The 19153-nt window shown below is 42.3% G+C and carries 13 protein-coding genes; 7 read left to right on the top strand and 6 right to left on the bottom strand.

The window, feature by feature from the left end; translation table 11 throughout:
* Nucleotides 1-4 precede the first annotated feature (4 nt).
* Nucleotides 5-511, bottom strand: coding sequence for a copper resistance protein NlpE (locus G8D99_RS04020; RefSeq protein ID WP_166322853.1), 507 nt, complete (start codon nucleotides 509-511; stop codon nucleotides 5-7).
* 340 nt (nucleotides 512-851) lie between these two features.
* Here G8D99_RS04020 and G8D99_RS04025 point away from each other — a divergent pair, with 340 nt between their 5' ends.
* The gene (locus G8D99_RS04025) at nucleotides 852-1439 is read left to right on the top strand and encodes a 1-acyl-sn-glycerol-3-phosphate acyltransferase (RefSeq protein WP_166322855.1); all 588 of its coding nucleotides are present in this window, start codon (nucleotides 852-854) and stop codon (nucleotides 1437-1439) included.
* Between the two features lie 98 nt (nucleotides 1440-1537).
* Here the strand turns inward: G8D99_RS04025 and G8D99_RS04030 are convergent, their stop codons facing one another.
* The 5 genes from G8D99_RS04030 to trpS all read right to left on the bottom strand — a co-directional run bounded on the left by G8D99_RS04030 (nucleotide 1538) and on the right by trpS (nucleotide 7205).
* The gene (locus G8D99_RS04030) at nucleotides 1538-1888 is read right to left on the bottom strand and encodes a hypothetical protein (protein ID WP_166322857.1); all 351 of its coding nucleotides are present in this window, start codon (nucleotides 1886-1888) and stop codon (nucleotides 1538-1540) included.
* Nucleotides 1889-2192: 304 nt separating this feature from the next.
* On the bottom strand, nucleotides 2193-2936 hold the full coding sequence (locus tag G8D99_RS04035) for a sulfite exporter TauE/SafE family protein (RefSeq protein WP_166322859.1): 744 nt from the start codon (nucleotides 2934-2936) through the stop codon (nucleotides 2193-2195).
* Between the two features lie 256 nt (nucleotides 2937-3192).
* Entirely contained in the window at nucleotides 3193-4902 is a 1710-nt protein-coding gene (locus G8D99_RS04040; protein ID WP_166322861.1) for a flotillin family protein, read from the bottom strand.
* Nucleotides 4903-4920: 18 nt separating this feature from the next.
* Entirely contained in the window at nucleotides 4921-5571 is a 651-nt protein-coding gene (locus tag G8D99_RS04045) for a YqiJ family protein (RefSeq protein WP_166322863.1), read from the bottom strand.
* 620 nt (nucleotides 5572-6191) lie between these two features.
* Complete coding sequence (gene trpS, locus G8D99_RS04050) at nucleotides 6192-7205, bottom strand: tryptophan--tRNA ligase (protein WP_166322865.1); 1014 nt, start codon at nucleotides 7203-7205, stop codon at nucleotides 6192-6194.
* 272 nt (nucleotides 7206-7477) lie between these two features.
* On the opposite strand from trpS, the gene G8D99_RS04055 reads away from it, so the two are divergent.
* The 6 genes from G8D99_RS04055 to G8D99_RS04080 all read left to right on the top strand — a co-directional run bounded on the left by G8D99_RS04055 (nucleotide 7478) and on the right by G8D99_RS04080 (nucleotide 18727).
* Nucleotides 7478-8404, top strand: a complete 927-nt coding sequence (locus tag G8D99_RS04055; protein ID WP_166322867.1) for a DUF808 domain-containing protein — start codon at nucleotides 7478-7480, stop codon at nucleotides 8402-8404.
* A 52-nt stretch (nucleotides 8405-8456) separates the two neighbouring features.
* Nucleotides 8457-9359: a KPN_02809 family neutral zinc metallopeptidase gene (gene ypfJ, locus G8D99_RS04060; protein ID WP_166322869.1), complete on the top strand. Its 903-nt coding sequence runs from the start codon at nucleotides 8457-8459 to the stop codon at nucleotides 9357-9359.
* A 225-nt stretch (nucleotides 9360-9584) separates the two neighbouring features.
* Nucleotides 9585-11084 (top strand): cation:proton antiporter, encoded by a 1500-nt coding sequence (locus G8D99_RS04065; RefSeq protein ID WP_166322871.1) that lies wholly within the window; start codon nucleotides 9585-9587, stop codon nucleotides 11082-11084.
* 429 nt (nucleotides 11085-11513) lie between these two features.
* Nucleotides 11514-17297, top strand: coding sequence for an Ig-like domain-containing protein (locus tag G8D99_RS04070; RefSeq protein WP_166322873.1), 5784 nt, complete (start codon nucleotides 11514-11516; stop codon nucleotides 17295-17297).
* Nucleotides 17272-17958: an Ig-like domain-containing protein gene (locus G8D99_RS04075; RefSeq protein ID WP_166322875.1), complete on the top strand. Its 687-nt coding sequence runs from the start codon at nucleotides 17272-17274 to the stop codon at nucleotides 17956-17958. The genes G8D99_RS04070 and G8D99_RS04075 overlap by 26 nt, the downstream gene beginning before the upstream one ends.
* Nucleotides 17942-18727 (top strand): type I secretion C-terminal target domain-containing protein, encoded by a 786-nt coding sequence (locus tag G8D99_RS04080; protein WP_166322877.1) that lies wholly within the window; start codon nucleotides 17942-17944, stop codon nucleotides 18725-18727. The genes G8D99_RS04075 and G8D99_RS04080 overlap by 17 nt, the downstream gene beginning before the upstream one ends.
* Nucleotides 18728-19153 lie beyond the last annotated feature (426 nt).

The following is a 19153-nucleotide window of genomic DNA, read 5'->3' on the forward strand; positions in this document are numbered from 1 at the left end:
TCGATTAATGCAGGTCTTTCTTTAAAGTGTAATGCTCGGCTAATGCACCTTCAACTTTTTTACCTGTATCACGTTCTACCACAGAAATTTCATTTTCACCGACGAAGAAGCGCTGATTTTCTGCGGCTTTATCCAAATTGATAATCGAAAGATTGGTCTTGTCGAATTCAAAAGTACCTTTGGTTTTAATTTCGTTCCCATTGCCTTTACCTAAATATTCTTGAGTCAATTCATAAGTTTTATCAGCATTTAATTCCAGTTCAGTTTTAATACCTTCACAGTCTGCACAAGGCAGGACACCTTTATATTCACCATGCCAATCAAGTGAAGTTTCAGGTGTGTCGCCAGTAGGAACTGTTTCGGATGTTGTCGGCGGTGCTGAAGTTGAAGGACTTACACTTACAGATTCCGTTGAGGGATTGCTAACGGCAGCTTGATCTTGTTGTTGCGGTTTATTACATGCAACCAGTCCGATACTGATCAATGTGATTGCGAGAAATGTTTTTTTCATTGTTTCCACCAGATTTTCGCGTTTAAAGTAATGCTTTTACAGCAAATCATGACAAATCAGCATAATGAAACTGGGGAACACAGACGGTTTAATCCTGTAATGAAATGGAGAATTTTTGTGAAAAATTTAAAATAGTGGTGTTCATTTCTAATCAGCAATTAATGAAATTGCTTGAAATTAAAGCGGGTATACAAAACAAAGATAAAGCTAATCTTCTTGGTTATTTTAATTAGAATAAATAGAAAAAATTAAATAAATTAAGTATTTAAAATATAGATGGATTGGTATCTTTGTTTAAAATTGCTACAATCTGCGATCTCTTTTTTTCGATGGTGCACGCGTGTACGAAAAGTTGGCAGAACAAAGTTTAAAAATGATGGGCTGGACGCTCGATAATCATTGGCCACAAGATTTAAAACAATGTGTGATGATTGCAGCACCGCATACCAGTAATTGGGATGCCCTATATGCACGTTTGGCACTCAAAGCATTGGGCGTGAATGTTCGTCTGACCATTAAAGACAGTTATATGAAGTTCCCATTTGGTCCCTTTGTTCGTGCTTTGGGCGGAATCGGGATTGACCGTCGTCCAAAACAAGCTGGGCAACAACGACCGAGCATGGTTGAAGTCATGAGTGATTTGTTTAAAGAGCATGATGATCTGGTCATGCTGGTGACGCCTGAAGCAACACGCGCCAAGCAAGAACAATGGAAAACTGGTTTTTATCATGTGGCAGTGACCGCAGGCGTACCCATTGCTTTAGCTTATATGGATTATGCGCATAAAAAGACTGGAGTGGGTAAAGTGGTTTATCCATCAGGAAATATGGACAAAGACATGGCGGAAATCATGGCATTTTATGCCAACATCAATGCCAAATTTCCAAAGCAATTCAGTGTTGATCAACGCTATTTAGATCAGATTTGATAGACAAAAAAACAGGACATCAGGTCCTGTTTTTTTATGCATGAGTATTGTTGAATGCAGAGTGCTTAAAGAACAGTGCTTAAAAAAGCCAGCTTCAATTAACTTTGATGCTGCTGCGCTGGATTTTGCAACTCGCGGGTGACACCACCTAAAAACTGACATGCCGATTTAAAGGTGACATATTCCTGTTCCACCATCTCTTCAAGCGGCATCTCAGACGGGCTATCACCCTCTTTAAAACTTTCAATATATGAAGCTGCTTTTTCTTTACTGATTGCCAATGAGCGCTGATGGAATCCAGTAATCGGATTATGGGTGAGTTGCTCGTTGTCGATATTATTGCATTCAAATTGAGTGAGTAATTGTTCTGCCATTTCAACTTGTTGAGAAGTACCCAGTGAACAGCCTGTAAGAATCAAAAAAATGCCGGCAAATAGGAGCGATTTCATGGAGAGATTGCGTGAAAAATGAGTGGCGCTATTGTACAAATTATGCTGTAGAAATAAAGTCCAATTTTCGATTCAACCGTATTCATACGCTTATAAATGCTTAAATTTACTGCGCTTCATTGAGTTTGAAAAATAAAAATAATTTAAATCAAAAATTACGTGAATCTGCATGTGACTGAACAGCACAAAATAAAGATGATTTAAAGCTGTATGGATTCATTTTTGGCTTCAGCTTAAAGGCTTAATTATCTTTATGAGCGAGCTTTGTGTCCTGATCATGATTTAAAAACCAGTAATACGGTCTCTATGAAAAATGGCGAATAGATGTGACCGTTAATACCCAACCCGATGCAAACAATAAGCTTAAAACAATATGCTTAAATTGTTGTTCAGAAATTTTATAAAACAATTGTGCACCGAATATCGCAGGAATGGTCACTGCGATCACAATCACCGCCATATAACTCAAATGACTGAATTGAATGGTGCCTTGCCATAGATACACTGTAATGGTGAACAGCTGAATGGCAAAATTGAAATGCCTTAAAATATAACGTTGTTGATCTTTGGGTAGACTTCTAAGCATGACCCATGCAGAAGGCAGTGCACCGCAAAAGCCACCGAGTCCACCCAATATACCCCCCAAAAATCCGACACTGGCGTCGGCAGGTTTGCCGAGTCGCTTCATTAACTTAAACTGTGGTGCAAAGTACATGGTCGGGCACCACAGCACTAAAAATATCCCCAAGATCAATTTAAACAGGTGTGCATTGACCAGATCGAGTAGGTAAGTCCCTAATGGCACACCGATTAAACCGGCAAGGATATAAGGCAGAACTAAACTTTGATTAAAGTGATGTTTTTGTTCTTTGGATAGTGAAATCAGATGACACCATAGGGACGCAAACACCACCAAAGGTGCTGAGACTTGTGGAGGAAGTATCCAGACCCAAAAAGACATGGCAATCAATGCAAATGCAAAACCCGTCAGTCCTTGTACAAAGCCGGCTAAACCTGCACCGAGTATGAAAATAATCCATAGACTCATGGGAGCTTTAACTCAAAATGGATATGGATAAATAGAGATTCAGCATTGATAAAACGATCCATGTACAAGATTCACTAAGCGCTCATTCAAGCATAGCCTAAAAGTATGATGTTTATAAATCAACGATTCAGGAAAGGATAGCTAAACAAAATCAAAAGGATATTCGATTTTATCGAGGGCTTAAGATGCAGTAATAAAAATGCCCAATTTAAATTGGGCATTTAGTGAATATGTTTCATTTAATTGGGTTGAGCGTTTAATCGACCTTTGGTTTTAAACTTTGGGTTAGACCATTAATGTCACCACCATTGATGCCCAATTCATTCATTAGACTATCAATTAACGGCGCTTGTGAGCGATAGCGTAGGGCGCTATTGACCACCTGATCAGAGAGTGCAACTTGACCTTGCTCAGTATTTTCACCTGAACTTACTGAACTTCCGCCTAAGCCACCCATACCATTGACTTGGAGAATTTTGATGTCATCAATATTTTCCATTGGCTTCACACTTTCACGAATGATTTCAGGTAAATATTTAAGCAGGGCTAAGCGAATTTGCATTTCCACTTGCTCAGAAGACAAGATATTGTTGGCTTCATTGACTGCACGTGTCCCTTCCGCATCGACTTGATATTGTTTTTCTTGCGCTTGCGCAAGAAGCACTTTCGCATCGGCTTCACCTTTGGCTTTTAAGCGCACTTTTTCAGCTTCTGCTTCTGCACCAATACGAACAGCTTCGGCATCATCCGCTGCAGCTTGTTTTGACGCTGCTGCCGCAACTGTAATCGAAATTGCATCGGTTTCAGCGGCCTGAGTTGCTGCGACCAATTCAACTGCTTTAATACGCTCTGCACGTTGGGTTTCACGTACCGTGATGACTTCCTCTTCTGCTTTTACCGCTTGGGCACGGGCTTGATCGGCTTGAGCTTTGGCTTCAGATTCTGCACGTGATTTTTCAGCAATCGCAATGGCACGGTCTTGCTCAGCCAATTCAATGGTTTTCTTTTGTTCCACTTGGGCTTGTTGAATGATTTGAGATTTTTGAATATTTTGATTTTCTACATCTCGTGCTGCAGTAATACGTTTTAATTCAACTTCTCGACCTGCCGCAATTTGCGCTTCTTCAGCTTCACGTTTTTTCGCTGCTTCCTGCATCGCAATTTCAGCCAACTGTTCAGCTTTACGAATGGAAATTTCACGCTCTTGTTGCATCTTTGCGTATTCTTCTTCACGCAAAATTTGCAAACGTGCTTGTTCTGCTTGCAGATTTTTGGTTTTGATCGCAAGGTCTGCATCTTGCTCAATGTCATTGCGTTTTTTACGGCGGTCTTCAATGGTCTCAGTCAGCTTGGTTAAACCTTCCGCGTCAAAGGCATTTTGGGGGTTAAAGAACTTAAAGCTGGTTTGGTCTAAACCGGTCAATGACACTGTTTCGAGCTCTAAACCATTTTTAAATAGGTCTTCTGAGACCACTTGCTGCACTTTTTGCACGAAATCAACCCGTTTCTCATGCAACTCTTCCATGGCCATTTCAGCGGCCACTGAACGCAGTGAATCGACAAATTTACCTTCAACCAAGTCTTTTAACTCTTGAGGTGACATGGTCTTTTGACCCAAGGTTTGCGCAGCAGTGGCAATCGACTCTTCAGTGGGTTTTACACGCACATAAAACTCAGCCATGACATCGACACGCATGCGGTCACGGGTAATCAAGGCTTGATCTGCTGCACGTTTCACTTCTAAACGTAGGGTGTTCATGTTGACAGGAATCACTTCATGTAACACCGGCAGCACGATTGCACCGCCGCCTAAAATGACTTTCTCACCACCAAAACCGGTACGTACAAAGGAGACTTCTTTACTTGAACGTTTATAAAGACGGGCAATAATGGTCCCAATCACAATCAGTGCTGCAAGGATAATCCCGGCAATCACTAAAATTTGATAAAAACTTGAATTTTGCATTATGTGTTTTCTCTTTGTTTATTCTTCAATTGAAATGGCCTGAAAGCCAATTGTGGTTTTGCGGGTTAAAATCACATGTTGACCTTGTGAAAAGGTAATATCTGTTTCAGGTTCAACTAAAATATAATGGGTTTGCCCATGCTGATCTTTGACTTTGGCTTGGGCTGGATAATTAACTTTGGCATTGCCTAAAAAGATTTCAGCACGCAGACCAATGAGCTCATCTAAGCGAATCGCTGTGGTTTCATCTTTGGGTAATACCTTAGACATGATTGCAGCCACCAAACGAACAATCGGCATGCATAAAAATAAGCTGGCAGGCGCAATGATCCACAGCGGGAAATATTGTTCTGTGATTTCAAAATAAAGGCTTTGCACAATAAAACCAAACAGGGCATAGGTGGTGAGAAAAATAATCAACCACACCAACACCGGAATTCGCCCCAAATACAGCCAATCTAAAAATTGTAGCCAAATACCTTGATCAGCATCGACATGCACATCGGGATGTGTGGGATCGAATAAATCATCTGGAATAAATTGGTCTAAAAAACCTTGCGAGCTTGCACCCACAATCAGCAATAAGCATTCCACCACGCCCAATAACAACATCAGACATAGGCTCACGCTAAACATCAAGTTGGATGGATGGACAAATAATTCCCACATGAATCCGATCTCTCATTTGTAGTTATTGTTGATTATTTTTAGATTTCATTACCTTCTAACAAATGATGATTTGCAAATCATGATTTTCAAATAATGTTAGCAGCGAGATACAATTGTTCTCACCGAATAATGAAAGATAAATTTTAAATATATAAAGTCATTATTTTGTTCTGATATCGCTTTAAAAATAATCAATTTTTCTAGTGTAAAGTGTTCATTAAAATTTGGCAAATGTTGATTATTTAATAAAAATTAAGAGCAAATGTATGATTATTCACGTTTTCAAATGAACATTTGAGCTAAGTCTTTTAAATCAAAATCAATCTTCAATGCCCCAATTTTTAAATAAAAAAAATACGCAATGATTGGGGTGATCACTGCGTATAACAACGAATCTGCTTGCGCAGTTTCGGTTAAGGAGAAATGTTATGAACATTGGGGATGGTTCATAACCGTGATTAAATAATAATGAATCTCGATAACTGCGTCATAGGTATTCACGTAAAGTAGTGTAAGTTCTCGTTAATATGCCAATATAATCAACTCGATTGTTTAGCTGAAATTAAAAAACCTCTCCAAAGAGAGGTTTTTAGTCGTATCGAACAACATAAACTAACAAATTAGAAGTGGAACACGCCTAAACCTGATTTCACTTCATCTAAAGTTTGTTGTGTAATATCACGACATTTATCTGTGCCTGCTTTTAAAATATCCATGATGTAATCTGGATCTTTTTGTAGTTCTAAACGACGTTCACGAATGGGTGTAATCAACTCTTTAAGCACACCCTCAAGACGTTTTTTCACTGTACCATCGCCTAAACCACCACGGCGGTAATGCTCTTTTAATTCTGCAACCGCTTCTTGATCAGGATCGAATGCATCAAGGTAAGTAAATACTACATTGCCTTCCACTTGACCTGGATCTTCAATACGTAAATGATTCGGATCGGTATACATCGCATTCACGGCTTTCTTAATGTCTTTGTCTGAAGCATCCAGTACAATGGTATTGCCCAAAGATTTCGACATTTTCGCTTTACCATCAAAGCCCGGTAGGCGACCCACATTGGAAAGCAACGCTTTACATTCTGGGAGTAAATCTTGACCCATTTGACGGTTTAAACGACGCACGATTTCGTTAGTTTGTTCGATCATTGGAATTTGATCTTCACCCACAGGGACAACAGTCGCTTTAAATGCGGTAATGTCTGCAGCTTGAGCAACCGGGTAGCACAGGAAGCCGGCTGGAATATCGCGCTCGAAACCACGCATCTGAATTTCAGACTTAATAGTTGGGTTGCGCTCTAAACGAGACACGGTCACGAAGTTTAAATACAACATCGTCAGTTCATTTAATGCAGGTAAGCATGATTGAACACAAATCGTGGTTTTGCTTGGGTCAATACCGACAGCCAAGTAATCTGTTGCCACTTCAATAATATTGCGACGTACTTTTTCAAAGTTGTCCGCATTGTCTGTCAGTGCTTGAGCATCTGCTAAAAGCAAATGTTGATGATGTGAATCTTGTAAACCCACGCGAGAGCGTAAAGAACCGACAAAATGGCCTAAATGAAGTTGTCCTGTTGGACGGTCGCCTGTCAAAATCACAGGGCGATTGTCTAGATTACTCATGACTGAATACCGACTTGTATATTAAATTTTGGCTTATTGTAAGAACATCTGCGCTGTCTGCCTAGCGTTTGTTGTATGGATATAGCAATTAAGCTCTGATTTTTAAGCTAGATCATTTACAAGGCTTTTATTCCATTTGTAGGTTGAATGGGTATACACCTTATATAAGTCAAAGTTTTTTGAAATTAGCTGATTAAATTTACGGAACTACATCACTTATTTTTTTAATTTCTGTAAAATTAGCAAGATGATATAAAAATTGGATAATAAAAATGGCTGGTAGTTTATTAATTTTACTCGATGACATTGCCACGATTTTAGATGATGTTGCCGTAATGAGCAAAATGGCTGCGAAGAAAACCGCAGGTGTGCTTGGGGATGATTTAGCCTTAAATGCTCAGCAAGTCAGTGGTGTCTCCGCAGATCGTGAATTGCCTGTGGTTTGGGCGGTGGCAAAAGGTTCTTTTTTAAATAAATGTATTTTGGTACCTTTGGCTTTAGCAATTAGTTTTTTTGCACCGTGGTTGATTACCCCTTTACTGATGATAGGGGGATTATTCCTGTGCTATGAAGGGGTTGAAAAGGTTATTCATACTTTTCAGCATAAAAAAGCAGGTACGGTTGAAGATGCTGCACAGGAAAAACAAAGTTTAGAAACGGATTTAGCGTCACTTGAAAAGCAAAAAATTAAAGGTGCGATTCGTACCGACTTTATTTTATCTGCCGAAATTATTGTGATCTCACTCGGTACGGTTGCAGCCGCGACCTTTGGGGTTAAAGTCGCAGCATTATGTGTAATTGCAGTCATCATGACTATTGGAGTCTACGGCTTTGTGGCAATGATCGTCAAGATTGATGATTTAGGCTTATATCTAGTCGATCAAGCTTCGAGTTTTAAACAGGCGATTGGTCGTGGATTACTCGCATTTGCACCAAAGCTGATGAAAACTTTAACCATTGTCGGCACCATCGCCATGTTTTTGGTCGGTGGTGGGATTATCAGTCATGGTGTGCCTTGGTTTCATCATTTGACTGAAGAATCGGTTGATTATGCTGAACATATCCCAACCTTTGGTCATATTTTTGGTGCGTTGACGCCAACCTTAATTAACTTTGTGATTGGGTTTATTGCAGGCCTAATCGTGGTGATCATCATTACAGGCTTTCAAAAAATATTTTCTAAAACAAAAACTGCATAATTGAGTAATCATAGCTAAAATAAACTCATAATTTAAAAATAAGGATAAGACTATGCGTTGGAAAGGGCGTCGTGTCAGTGAAAATTTAGAGGATCGCCGGGGTGGTGGCGGTGCCAAAGCCGGTGGCATCAGTATTTTGGGTCTGGTGGTGGCTTTTGTGGCGTGGAAGTTTTTTGGAGTCGATCCGCAAATGGCGTATCAAGCCACCAAGCAAGTCACGTCAGGAGGCGCACAACAGCAGGCGACAGGGCTGACTAATCCAACCCCTGAGCAGCAAGAGATAGCAACCTTTGTGGGCACGGTTTTGGCCGATACCGAAGACACTTGGACGCAAATTTTCAAACAACAAGGTGTACAGTACACACCACCAAAATTGGTGATGTTTAGTGGTGCAGTCAACTCGGGCTGTGGTACTGCGCAATCCGCAATGGGACCATTCTATTGTCCTGCTGATCAAAAAGTTTATGTCGATACCGATTTTTTTAAAGAAATGCGGACACAAATGGACATTTCTGGTGAGCAGAACCAATCTGAATTGAGTAGCCAAGATGCCGCAGGTGATTTTGCACAGGCTTATGTGATTGCACATGAAGTGGGTCACCATGTACAGAACTTGCTGGGTATTTCAGATCAAGTGCAAAAAGCGCGTCAACAAGCCAGTGAAGTACAAGGTAATGCCATGTCAGTTCGCTTAGAGCTTCAAGCGGATTGTTTAGCAGGCGTATGGGCGAAGGACAATCATCAGCGTACTCAATTCTTGGAAAAGGGTGATGTTGAGGAAGCTATGGATGCCGCCAATAAAATTGGTGATGATTATTTGCAGAAGAAAGCACGCGGTCATGTGGTACCAGACAGTTTCACGCATGGGACCAGTGCACAACGTATGACTTGGTTTAATAAAGGTCTGACCACAGGTGACATTAACCAATGTGATACTTTTAACTCATCACTTTAAAGTACAGTCTTTTGACATATGGCTGTTGTAATCATTTATGTAGTTTAAATGAGCTGAAAGGTGATTTTAGTCCTAAATCACCTTTCGTTATAAATTTTTAATTAACGTAAGCAATATATTCATAACTTTAAAAACAATATAATATTTTAAAATGATTGTGGGTAAGGCATTTATTTTTTTAATAGGTGGATTTGCTGAGTGCTATGAAAGATAGATAGGCGAAGTATGGGTAATTATTTTTTTCTGCAAGTTTTCACAGTGGTTTTTGCTTTATCAATCGCTACGACAATATTCAATAAACGGGTTCTCGGATTTCCTCAAGCCATCGGTGTGCCGATTGTTTCGGCAATTTTTGTCTTCATTTTACAATGGGCTGCAAATTTACTCGGCGATAATCAATTTATCTCGATTAATTTGACCAATATTGAAAATGCAGTCCGTCACATCGATTTCTATGACTTTTTGGTCAATGGTGTGATTTGTTTCATTTTGACCTCATCAGCATTGAAATTTAAAGTCTCAGATTTACGGGTCTATTGGAAGCCGATTAGCATTTTGGCGACTATTGCATTGGTAATCTGTGCTGTGCTGTTCGGTGGCTTATTATTTGGCTTCCAATATTTGATTGGCAATCCGGTGCCTATTTTAGTGTTATTGCTGTTAGGTTCAGCACTAGGGGCTACGGATCCGATCGGGATTAAAGGGGTACTGAGTTCAGTTCGTGCACCGCATCATCTGATGGTGAAACTCGAAGGTGAGTCGCTATTTAATGATGCCATGTGTATCGCCGTATTTATGACCTTACTTAATGTATTGCAAGGTGAACATTTTAGTTTGCTGGCAACTCTACAAACTTTGCTGTATGAGATTGTTGTCGCGGTCATTATTGGTTGGGCATTTGGTTGGGCGATTCTGCGTATTTTACGTGGTAAGCATGTCATGGAATCTTTGATTCTGACCTCAGCGTTATTGGCTTGTGGGTCATATTTGGTGGCTTTATTTGCACATGCTTCTGCGCCGATTGCTTGCGTCATTGGTGGCTTGATCGTTGGTAATAAATGGGATGAGATTTTACAGGATCGTGAAATCCGTGAAGTCAACCATTTTTGGCATACTGTTGAAGGGATTATCAATTCATTCTTGTTTACCTTGATTGGTTTAGAGCTGTTTATTCTGGATTTAAATGCAAGCATGATTTTAGGCGGGATCGTGGCCTTTATCATTCTGCATCTGTGTCGTTTTGCAGCAAACTTTCTCTCATTTGCCTTTTTCCCATCGTTTCGCGCACGCAGTTATAACGGTAGTTTAACCATCCTGTCTTGGGGTGGTGTGCGTGGTGCCATTTCATTGGCATTGATTCTGTCTGTAGCCAACGTCCCGCAACTGAGTCAATACAGTGATATCTTGATTGGATATACCTTTATTGTGGTGTTACTTTCAGGCTTGGTCTGTGGACTGGGCTTACCGTCTGTGATGAATGCGTTCTATTTCAATCCACATGAAGAAACCACAGGATTCAAAGGTTGGTATCAAAAAATGTGCCATAAAATGAATCGTAAAGGAGTGAAGTATATTGTCGGTGAAGATGCAAATGGCAATGAAATTATTACCATTTATAATCCTGAAGCGATTGTCGATCAGCAAACAGATGATGGTGTTGCAGCAGTGCATCATCCCAATAAAGTACAAGAAGTGAAGCGTTTGGAAAATCCGCATAACTTCTAAGCAAAGACTTGAAAATTTAAGATTTAATCTTAAATTTGTTGTCTTAAACCGAGCAATGATTGCAATCATTGCTCGGTTTTTTATTTTAGTCATGAGAATTTGAATCGAATCAAACTCCATAAATCCGCTAAAAGATAACTAAAGCTAAATAATGTTGAGTTTTATCACTTAATTGAATGCATTACATCGGATTTTAAACTGCTTGAAAAGTTACACATAACGCATATGTTTTTGATTTTTAAATGTTAAAAAGAATCATTGCCGTGTTGGAAAATCATTTCATATTCCATTGATCTTGGCATAATAGCTTTTAATTAAAAAAGTGTGATATAAATCACAAATAAATAATAAAAAGATGCTTTCTCATTGGTTCTCACTCAGGAGATTTTGCATCTAATCATATAAAAAATTAATTTCGAGGTTCAAATCATGTCAAAAATTTCAATAATTTCAAAAACCACGCATCAGGTATTACAAACCCTAGATACAGCTTCTGAAAAGAATATCAATCTCACAGAAAACTCTGCTGTGATACTCGATATTCCGAAAGAAGATGTCGCAAAGATCACTCGTGAAGGAAACAGTGCTGTTATTTCACTGCGTAATGGTGAAACCATTGTCATCCAAAACTTTTTCAATAATGAAAATACCGCAGACAATAGCTTGGCATTTGTTGATGATTCAGGACAAATGTATTGGGCTGAATTTACGGATGCCAATGGAGCAGTCACTGATACCATCAAATATCACTTGATTGATGATGTTGAGCCTCTTCTTTACAATGATGACAACTTTGCAGGTCTAATTTTACCGTGGTTAGGTGGAGCAGCCGCGATTGGTGGGATTGCTGCGGCAGCCGGCGGTGGCGATGACGATAACAATAACAACAATAATAATGGTGGTGACACAACTCCACCCGCTAAACCCGAAATCAATCCAATAAATCCAAAAGATCCGATCACAGGAACAGGTGAAGCAGGTGGTGAAGTGACTGTCACTTATCCAGATGGTTCAACATCAACCACAGTAGTCGGCGAGGATGGTACATGGGAAGTTGAAAACCCAGGCAATCTAGAAGATGGCGATGAAATCACTGCAGAAGTGAAAGACCCTGCAGGTAATGTCTCAGATAAAGACAAAGAAATCGTCGATGGTATTGCACCAACCACACCAAGTATCGATCCAATTAATCCAAAAGATCCGATCACAGGAACAGGTGAAGAAGGCAGTGAAGTGACTGTCACTTATCCTGATGGTTCAACGGTAACTACCATAGTCGGCGAGGATGGCACATGGGAAGTTGAAAACCCGGGCAATCTAGAAGATGGTGATGAAGTGACTGCAGAAGCCAAAGACCCTGCAGGTAACGTATCAGATAAAGACAAAGAAATTGTGGATGGAATTGCACCGACTGCACCACAGATTGATCCAATTGGACCGAAATCACCCCAGATTACAGGCACAGCAGAACCCAATGCTAAAATTACGGTGACTTATCCTGATGGAACAATCGCAACCACAACAGCAGGTTCAGATGGAAAATGGAGCGTACCAACGCCACCGAACTTAAAAGATGGCGATGAAGTTAAAGCCACGGCTAAAGACCCTGCGGGCAACGTCTCAGATGAAGGCAAAGAAATTGTCGATGGCGTTGGACCAATAACCACTCTAAATCCAGTCAACCTTAAAGATCCAATCACCGGTACAGGTGAAGCAGGCTCAACAGTCACCGTGACTTATCCAGATGGCACTACGGTTACAACGACAGTCAATGCAGATGGGAAATGGACAGTTCCAAACCCAGGTCTACAAAATGGCGACGAAGTTAAGGCGGTAGGAACTGACAAAGTTGGAAACATTGGTCCAGAAGTCACAGATCTAGTTGAAGGTCAATTACCACCACAACCCCAGCCAAGTGCCCCGAGTATTGATCCAATTGGACCCAACTTAGCGACGATTACAGGTAAGGCTGAAGCAGGCAATAAAATTACGGTCAGCTTCCCAGATGGCACATCAGTCACAACAACAGCGGGTGCAGATGGCAAGTGGAGTGTAACCACACCACAAGGCTTAAAAGATGGCGATGTTGTCAAGGCTATTGCAACAAACGCAAATGGCACACAGTCTAATCCAGATACAGAAATTGTCGATGGCGTAGGTCCAACAACCACGATTGATCCAATCAATGCCATTGATCCAATCACCGGTACAGGTGAGCCAGGTTCAAGTGTTGAAGTGACTTATCCAAATGGTGATACAGAGACTACGACGGTAAAATCCGATGGGACATGGCAAGTTCCGAACCCTGGGCTTGAAGATGGCGACATCGTAACAGCCGTGGGTACGGACTCGGTAGCTAACGTGGGTCCAGAAGTCACAGAACAATTTGACGGAGTCGGTCCAGCCACAGAAATTGACCCAATTGGACCAAACTTGGCTGAAATCACGGGTACGGGAGAGCCAGGCGCAACAGTTACAGTTACTTATCCAGACAACAGCACATCAACTACAGAGGTTGGATCAGATGGTACGTGGAGTGTAACAACCCCTCCAGGACTGAAAGATGGTGATGTGGTTACTGCACAGTCCAAAGATCCGCAAGGTAATCTTGGCGCACCAAACAATGAAACTGTAGATGGTCTTGGACCAACCACTGAAATTAATCCAATTGGACCAAATACACCCGTCGGTGGCACAGGTGAGCCAGGTGCAACGATTGAAGTGACTTTCCCGAATGGTGATACAGAAACCACGACAGTCGAAGAAGATGGCACATGGAGCGTGGCGAACCCGGGACTTGAAGATGGTGATGAAGTCAAAGCGATCGGTACTGACAAAGTGGGCAATCAAGGCCTGGAAGCAACAGAGCAAGTGGATGGCATCCTACCGATTACCGATATCGATCCAATTGGACCAAACTTGGCTGAAATTACAGGAACAGGGCTTGCGGGCGCTATTGTAACAGTCACTTTCCCAGATGGTTCGACTGCAACAGCGACCATCGATGCGGACGGTAAATGGTCAGTTGCGAATCCAGGCAATTTAAAAGATGGCGATGAAGTGACTGCAGTATCGAGCAAACTCGGGAATACAGGACCGATTGCCACCGAGACTGTAGATGGCGTGGGCCCAACAACAGAGATCGATCCAATCAATGCCAATGACCCAATCACCGGTACAGGTGAAAAAGGTTCAACGGTTGAAGTGACCTATCCAAATGGCACCAGCGTGACCACGCAAGTGGATGCGGATGGCAACTGGACTGTGGCGAACCCAGGTCTTAACGATGGTGATGAAGTCAAAGCGATCGGTACTGATCCAGTGGGTAACGTTGGACCAGAAGCGACAGCGACTGTTGATGGCACAGCACCAACTGCACCAGAGATCGATCCAATCGGTCCGAACTTGGCTGAAATCACCGGTACAGCCGATCCAAAAGAAGCGGGTAACACCGTGACTGTCAGCTTCCCAAATTCAAGCCCAGTGACCGCAATCATTGAGGCAGATGGCACTTGGAAAGTGGCAACCCCTGCGGGTCTAAAAGATGGTGACGAAGTTAAAGCGATCATCACCGATGCAGCAGGCAACGTTTCACCAGAAGCAAGTGAAATTGTGGATGGCGTTGGCCCAACAACCAACATTGATCCAATCAATGCCAATGATCCAATCACCGGTACAGGTGAAGCAGGCTCAACAGTCACCGTGACTTATCCAGATGGTAAGACCACAGCGACTGCAGAAGTGGATGCGGATGGCAACTGGACTGTAGCGAACCCAGGCTTAAAAGATGGCGACATCGTGAAAGCCGTGGCTACCGATCCAGTCGGTAACGTTGGACCAGAAGCGACAGCGACTGTTGATGGCACAGCACCAACAGCACCAGACATCGATCCAATCGGTCCGAACTTGGCTGAAATCACCGGTACAGCCGATCCAAAAGAAGCGGGTAACACCGTGACTGTCAGCTTCCCAAATTCAAGCCCAGTGAACGCAATCATTGAGGCAGATGGCACTTGGAAAGTGGCAACCCCTGCGGGTCTAAAAGATGGTGACGAAGTGAAAGCGATCATCACCGATGCAGCAGGCAACGTTTCACCAGAAGCAAGTGAAATTGTGGATGGCGTGGGCCCAACAACCAACATTGATCCAATCAATGCCAATGATCCAATCACCGGTACAGGTGAAGCAGGCTCAACAGTCACCGTGACTTATCCAGATGGTAAGACCACAGCGACTGCAGAAGTGGATGCGGATGGCAATTGGACTGTAGCGAACCCAGGCTTAAAAGATGGCGACATCGTCAAAGCCGTGGCTACCGATCCAGTCGGTAACGTTGGCCCAGAAGCAACAGCGACTGTGGATGGCACAGCACCAACAGCACCAGACATCGATCCAATCGGTCCGAACTTGGCTGAAATCACGGGTACAGCCGATCCAAAAGAAGCGGGTAACACCGTGACTGTCAGCTTCCCAAATTCTAGCCCAGTGACCGCAATCATTGAGGCAGATGGCACTTGGAAAGTGGCAACCCCTGCGGGTCTAAAAGATGGTGACGAAGTGAAAGCGATCATCACCGATGCAGCAGGCAACATCTCACCAGAAGCAAGTGAAATTGTGGATGGCGTTGGCCCAACAACCAACATTGATCCAATCAATGCGATTGATCCAATCACCGGTACAGGTGAAGCAGGTTCAACAGTTACCGTGACTTATCCAGATGGTAAGACCACAGCGACTGCAGAAGTGGATGCGGATGGCAACTGGACTGTAGCGAACCCAGGCTTACAAGATGGCGACATCGTCAAAGCCGTGGCTACCGATCCAGTCGGTAACGTTGGCCCAGAAGCAACAGCGACTGTGGATGGCACAGCACCAACTGCACCAGAGATCGATCCAATCGGTCCGAACTTGGCTGAAATCACCGGTACAGCCGATCCAAAAGAAGCGGGTAACACCGTGACTGTCAGCTTCCCAAATTCAAGCCCAGTGAACGCAATCATTGAGGCAGATGGCACTTGGAAAGTGGCAACCCCTGCGGGTCTAAAAGATGGTGACGAAGTGAAAGCGATCATCACCGATGCAGCAGGCAACGTTTCACCAGAAGCAAGTGAAATTGTGGATGGCGTTGGCCCAACAACCAACATTGATCCAATCAATGCCAATGATCCAATCACCGGTACAGGTGAAGCAGGCTCAACAGTCACCGTGACTTATGCAGATGGTAAGACCACAGCGACTGCAGAAGTGGATGCGGATGGCAATTGGACTGTGGCGAACCCAGGCTTAAAAGATGGCGACATCGTCAAAGCCGTGGCTACCGATCCAGTCGGTAACGTTGGCCCAGAAGCAACAGCGACTGTTGATGGCACAGCACCGAATGTGCCAGAAATTGATGACGTGGTGAAAGGTGATGAATTTATTACGGGTGAATCGGATTTAGGTACTACAGTGGTCATCACCATTAATAATGGTGCAACCATGACCACACAAACCAAAGCGGATGGTACTTGGTCAATCCCGAACCCTGGCGTTGTAAATGGTGATGTGATTACAGCCTACGCAGTCGATCCTGCGAACAATGCATCCGATACCACATCTTTAACCGTGCACTTTATGACTGAAGCATTGCTTGAGGCTCCTCAAGCGTATGATGATGTCGATGCATTCGTTGGAAATATTGCCCAAAAAGGCCTGACCAATGACGATCGACCTGATTTCACAGGTCAAGGTGCCATCCCAGGTGCAATCATCACACTTTATGCAAATGGCCAAGCAATTGGATCGACCCAAGCTGATGCTGATGGAACGTGGAAAATCACACCAACAGATGCATTGCGTGATGGGCCTCATAACTTCACTGCAACTCAAACAGACGATGGTATTGAAAGTGCTCAATCACCAGTCCTCGACTTTATTGTGGATACCATTGCACCTGAGGTGACACAAGCGGATATCAACAGTGCAGGAACCCAAGTGATTGGTCAAACCGAATCAGGTGCGACGGTTTATGTAAAAGATGCCGAAGATAATATCTTGGGTTCATCAGTAGCAGATGCCAATGGTACATACAGCGTTATCTTGAAAACACCAGTGACTAATGGTGACACAGTACAAGTGGTTGCAACAGATAAGGCAGGTAACAGTTCAGACGCTGTAGACGTTCGAGATACCACACACACCACCAGCATTGATTTTAGATGCTTTATTCGATGATGTCGCGAATGCAAGTGAACTAGGTGCATATAACGACAGCATCCTAAAACCTCAGTACAGCAGCACCGATTCCAAAGGTGAAACAAGCTACTACACCAACGATTCAACCCCAACGATGATCGGTCGAGGTGAACCAGGCGCAATTGTATCCATCTATGATGGTTACGACATGATTAATGGGGAAAAAGTGGGTGATAACCTGCTGGGCACTGTAGTTGTTGATGCCGATGGGAAATGGAGCTTTGAAATTCCACAATTGATGGACGTGTCCTATCGCCTCATCTATCGTCAAACTGATAGTGCAGGTAATGCTGGACCATGGAGTGAAGACCTTGTCATTAACTACTTGGCTGAAAGTGTAAATGACCGCTTCTTATCGGATACCGATAGCTTCAATCTAGAAGGGGGTAAATTTGCACTGGGTACAGGACCAAATAACCCCTTCAAACTGATTGATCATGACAGTATTCGTTTCTACGGTCAAAATGGCGTGACGGATACCAGCAACAGTATTCATGTGCTTGATGCCAAAGGCAATGTCTTAAAAGATGTGACGTGGTCTACAGCGTATGAAGGTGACCACTACATGGTGACCATGAAACTACCTGCAGGTTATGTCGGTGCGTATAGTGTGGTGATCGCAGATGAATCTCTTCAGTGACCTAGCGGGTAACTACAACTATGGCTACCAGTTCGATAACACTGTACAGAAGCCACAGGCGTTAATGGCGGATGCACAAGGAGAGGGCGCAGCTGGAACCACTTTGGTCCAAAATGGTTGGATTACCAATGACAACACGCCAACATGGATGTTGTCGACAGGTAAAATGACCAGCAAAGTGCTGATTCGTAGTACAGATGGTAGTTACTACAAAGAAGTAGATATTACCAATCAAGATGACTACCAATTCCAAATGGATGAACCATTGAGTGAAGGTAAACATTCATTTGAATTCAGCTATATTTACCAAGATGGTACTGCCAATGAAATCCAATCACCATGGTCAGACCCGTTCACGTTCACGGTTGACAGTAAAGCCTATATTATCAAAGCTGGCTTTGATAATGTGACACTGGATCATTCGATCTATGACAAAGCGTTATACAACTTGTTGGTGGCGAATGATCCAACAGGTGGTAATAAGGTGACGAAAATCGATGAATGGACCGATTTTAAAGTCAGTGCGGATGATAGCGTGAAAGACACCATTGACGTGTCGGAATTGTTGAATCTAAAAGATGTGAATGCAGGCAATGTGACTGAGTTCTTATCGGTATCGTATCTTACAGGGGACAGTGGTAAACACACCGTGTTGTCGATTGACCGAGATGGGAAAGATGGTAAGTTCAGCAGCACAGAATTGATCGTATTCAACAACGTGGATACGACCTTGGCTGAGTTGTTGAAGAATAATCAGATTATTTATTAACCGATAAACGGATTGTTGACTTAAGCTAAACAGCAAAACTGAATAGCGAAAGGAATATCCCAATATCAGATTAAAAAATCTGCAACAAAAAAGTTGTAATAAAAAAAGAGAATCTTAGGGTTCTCTTTTTTTTGGACAAAATTCAATTTAAAGAAATTATTTATTTAGATAGAAAACATATATTTGACTGTGCTAGAAAAGTTTTTCTTTAAGCAAAATTCGCTCTTTGAATTTGAGTAACCTGGCTTGATTAGAAAATCAATATATAAATGAATAGAGGCGGAATCCATCTTATCTTTCAGAACAAAAAATACTCTTAAATTTATCTTTATATTCATTGAGCTAAATATCCCTTCCAACAAATAGATTTGTTAATGGATATAGATTTGATCTTTATTAGTGTGATATAAATCACAGTTATAAAAG

It is taken from the genome of Acinetobacter lanii (assembly GCF_011578285.1).
Classification (GTDB): Bacteria; Pseudomonadota; Gammaproteobacteria; order Pseudomonadales; family Moraxellaceae; genus Acinetobacter; species Acinetobacter lanii.

Coding starts and splice junctions, on each gene's coding strand:
- G8D99_RS04020 (WP_166322853.1), bottom strand. CDS start 511: ATGAAAAAAACATTTCTCGCAATCACATTGATCAGTATCGGACTGGTT.
- G8D99_RS04030 (WP_166322857.1), bottom strand. CDS start 1,888: ATGAAATCGCTCCTATTTGCCGGCATTTTTTTGATTCTTACAGGCTGT.
- G8D99_RS04035 (WP_166322859.1), bottom strand. CDS start 2,936: ATGAGTCTATGGATTATTTTCATACTCGGTGCAGGTTTAGCCGGCTTT.
- G8D99_RS04040 (WP_166322861.1), bottom strand. CDS start 4,902: ATGCAAAATTCAAGTTTTTATCAAATTTTAGTGATTGCCGGGATTATC.
- G8D99_RS04045 (WP_166322863.1), bottom strand. CDS start 5,571: ATGTGGGAATTATTTGTCCATCCATCCAACTTGATGTTTAGCGTGAGC.
- trpS (WP_166322865.1), bottom strand. CDS start 7,205: ATGAGTAATCTAGACAATCGCCCTGTGATTTTGACAGGCGACCGTCCA.
- G8D99_RS04055 (WP_166322867.1), top strand. CDS start 7,478: ATGGCTGGTAGTTTATTAATTTTACTCGATGACATTGCCACGATTTTA.
- ypfJ (WP_166322869.1), top strand. CDS start 8,457: ATGCGTTGGAAAGGGCGTCGTGTCAGTGAAAATTTAGAGGATCGCCGG.
- G8D99_RS04065 (WP_166322871.1), top strand. CDS start 9,585: ATGGGTAATTATTTTTTTCTGCAAGTTTTCACAGTGGTTTTTGCTTTA.
- G8D99_RS04070 (WP_166322873.1), top strand. CDS start 11,514: ATGTCAAAAATTTCAATAATTTCAAAAACCACGCATCAGGTATTACAA.
- G8D99_RS04080 (WP_166322877.1), top strand. CDS start 17,942: ATGAATCTCTTCAGTGACCTAGCGGGTAACTACAACTATGGCTACCAG.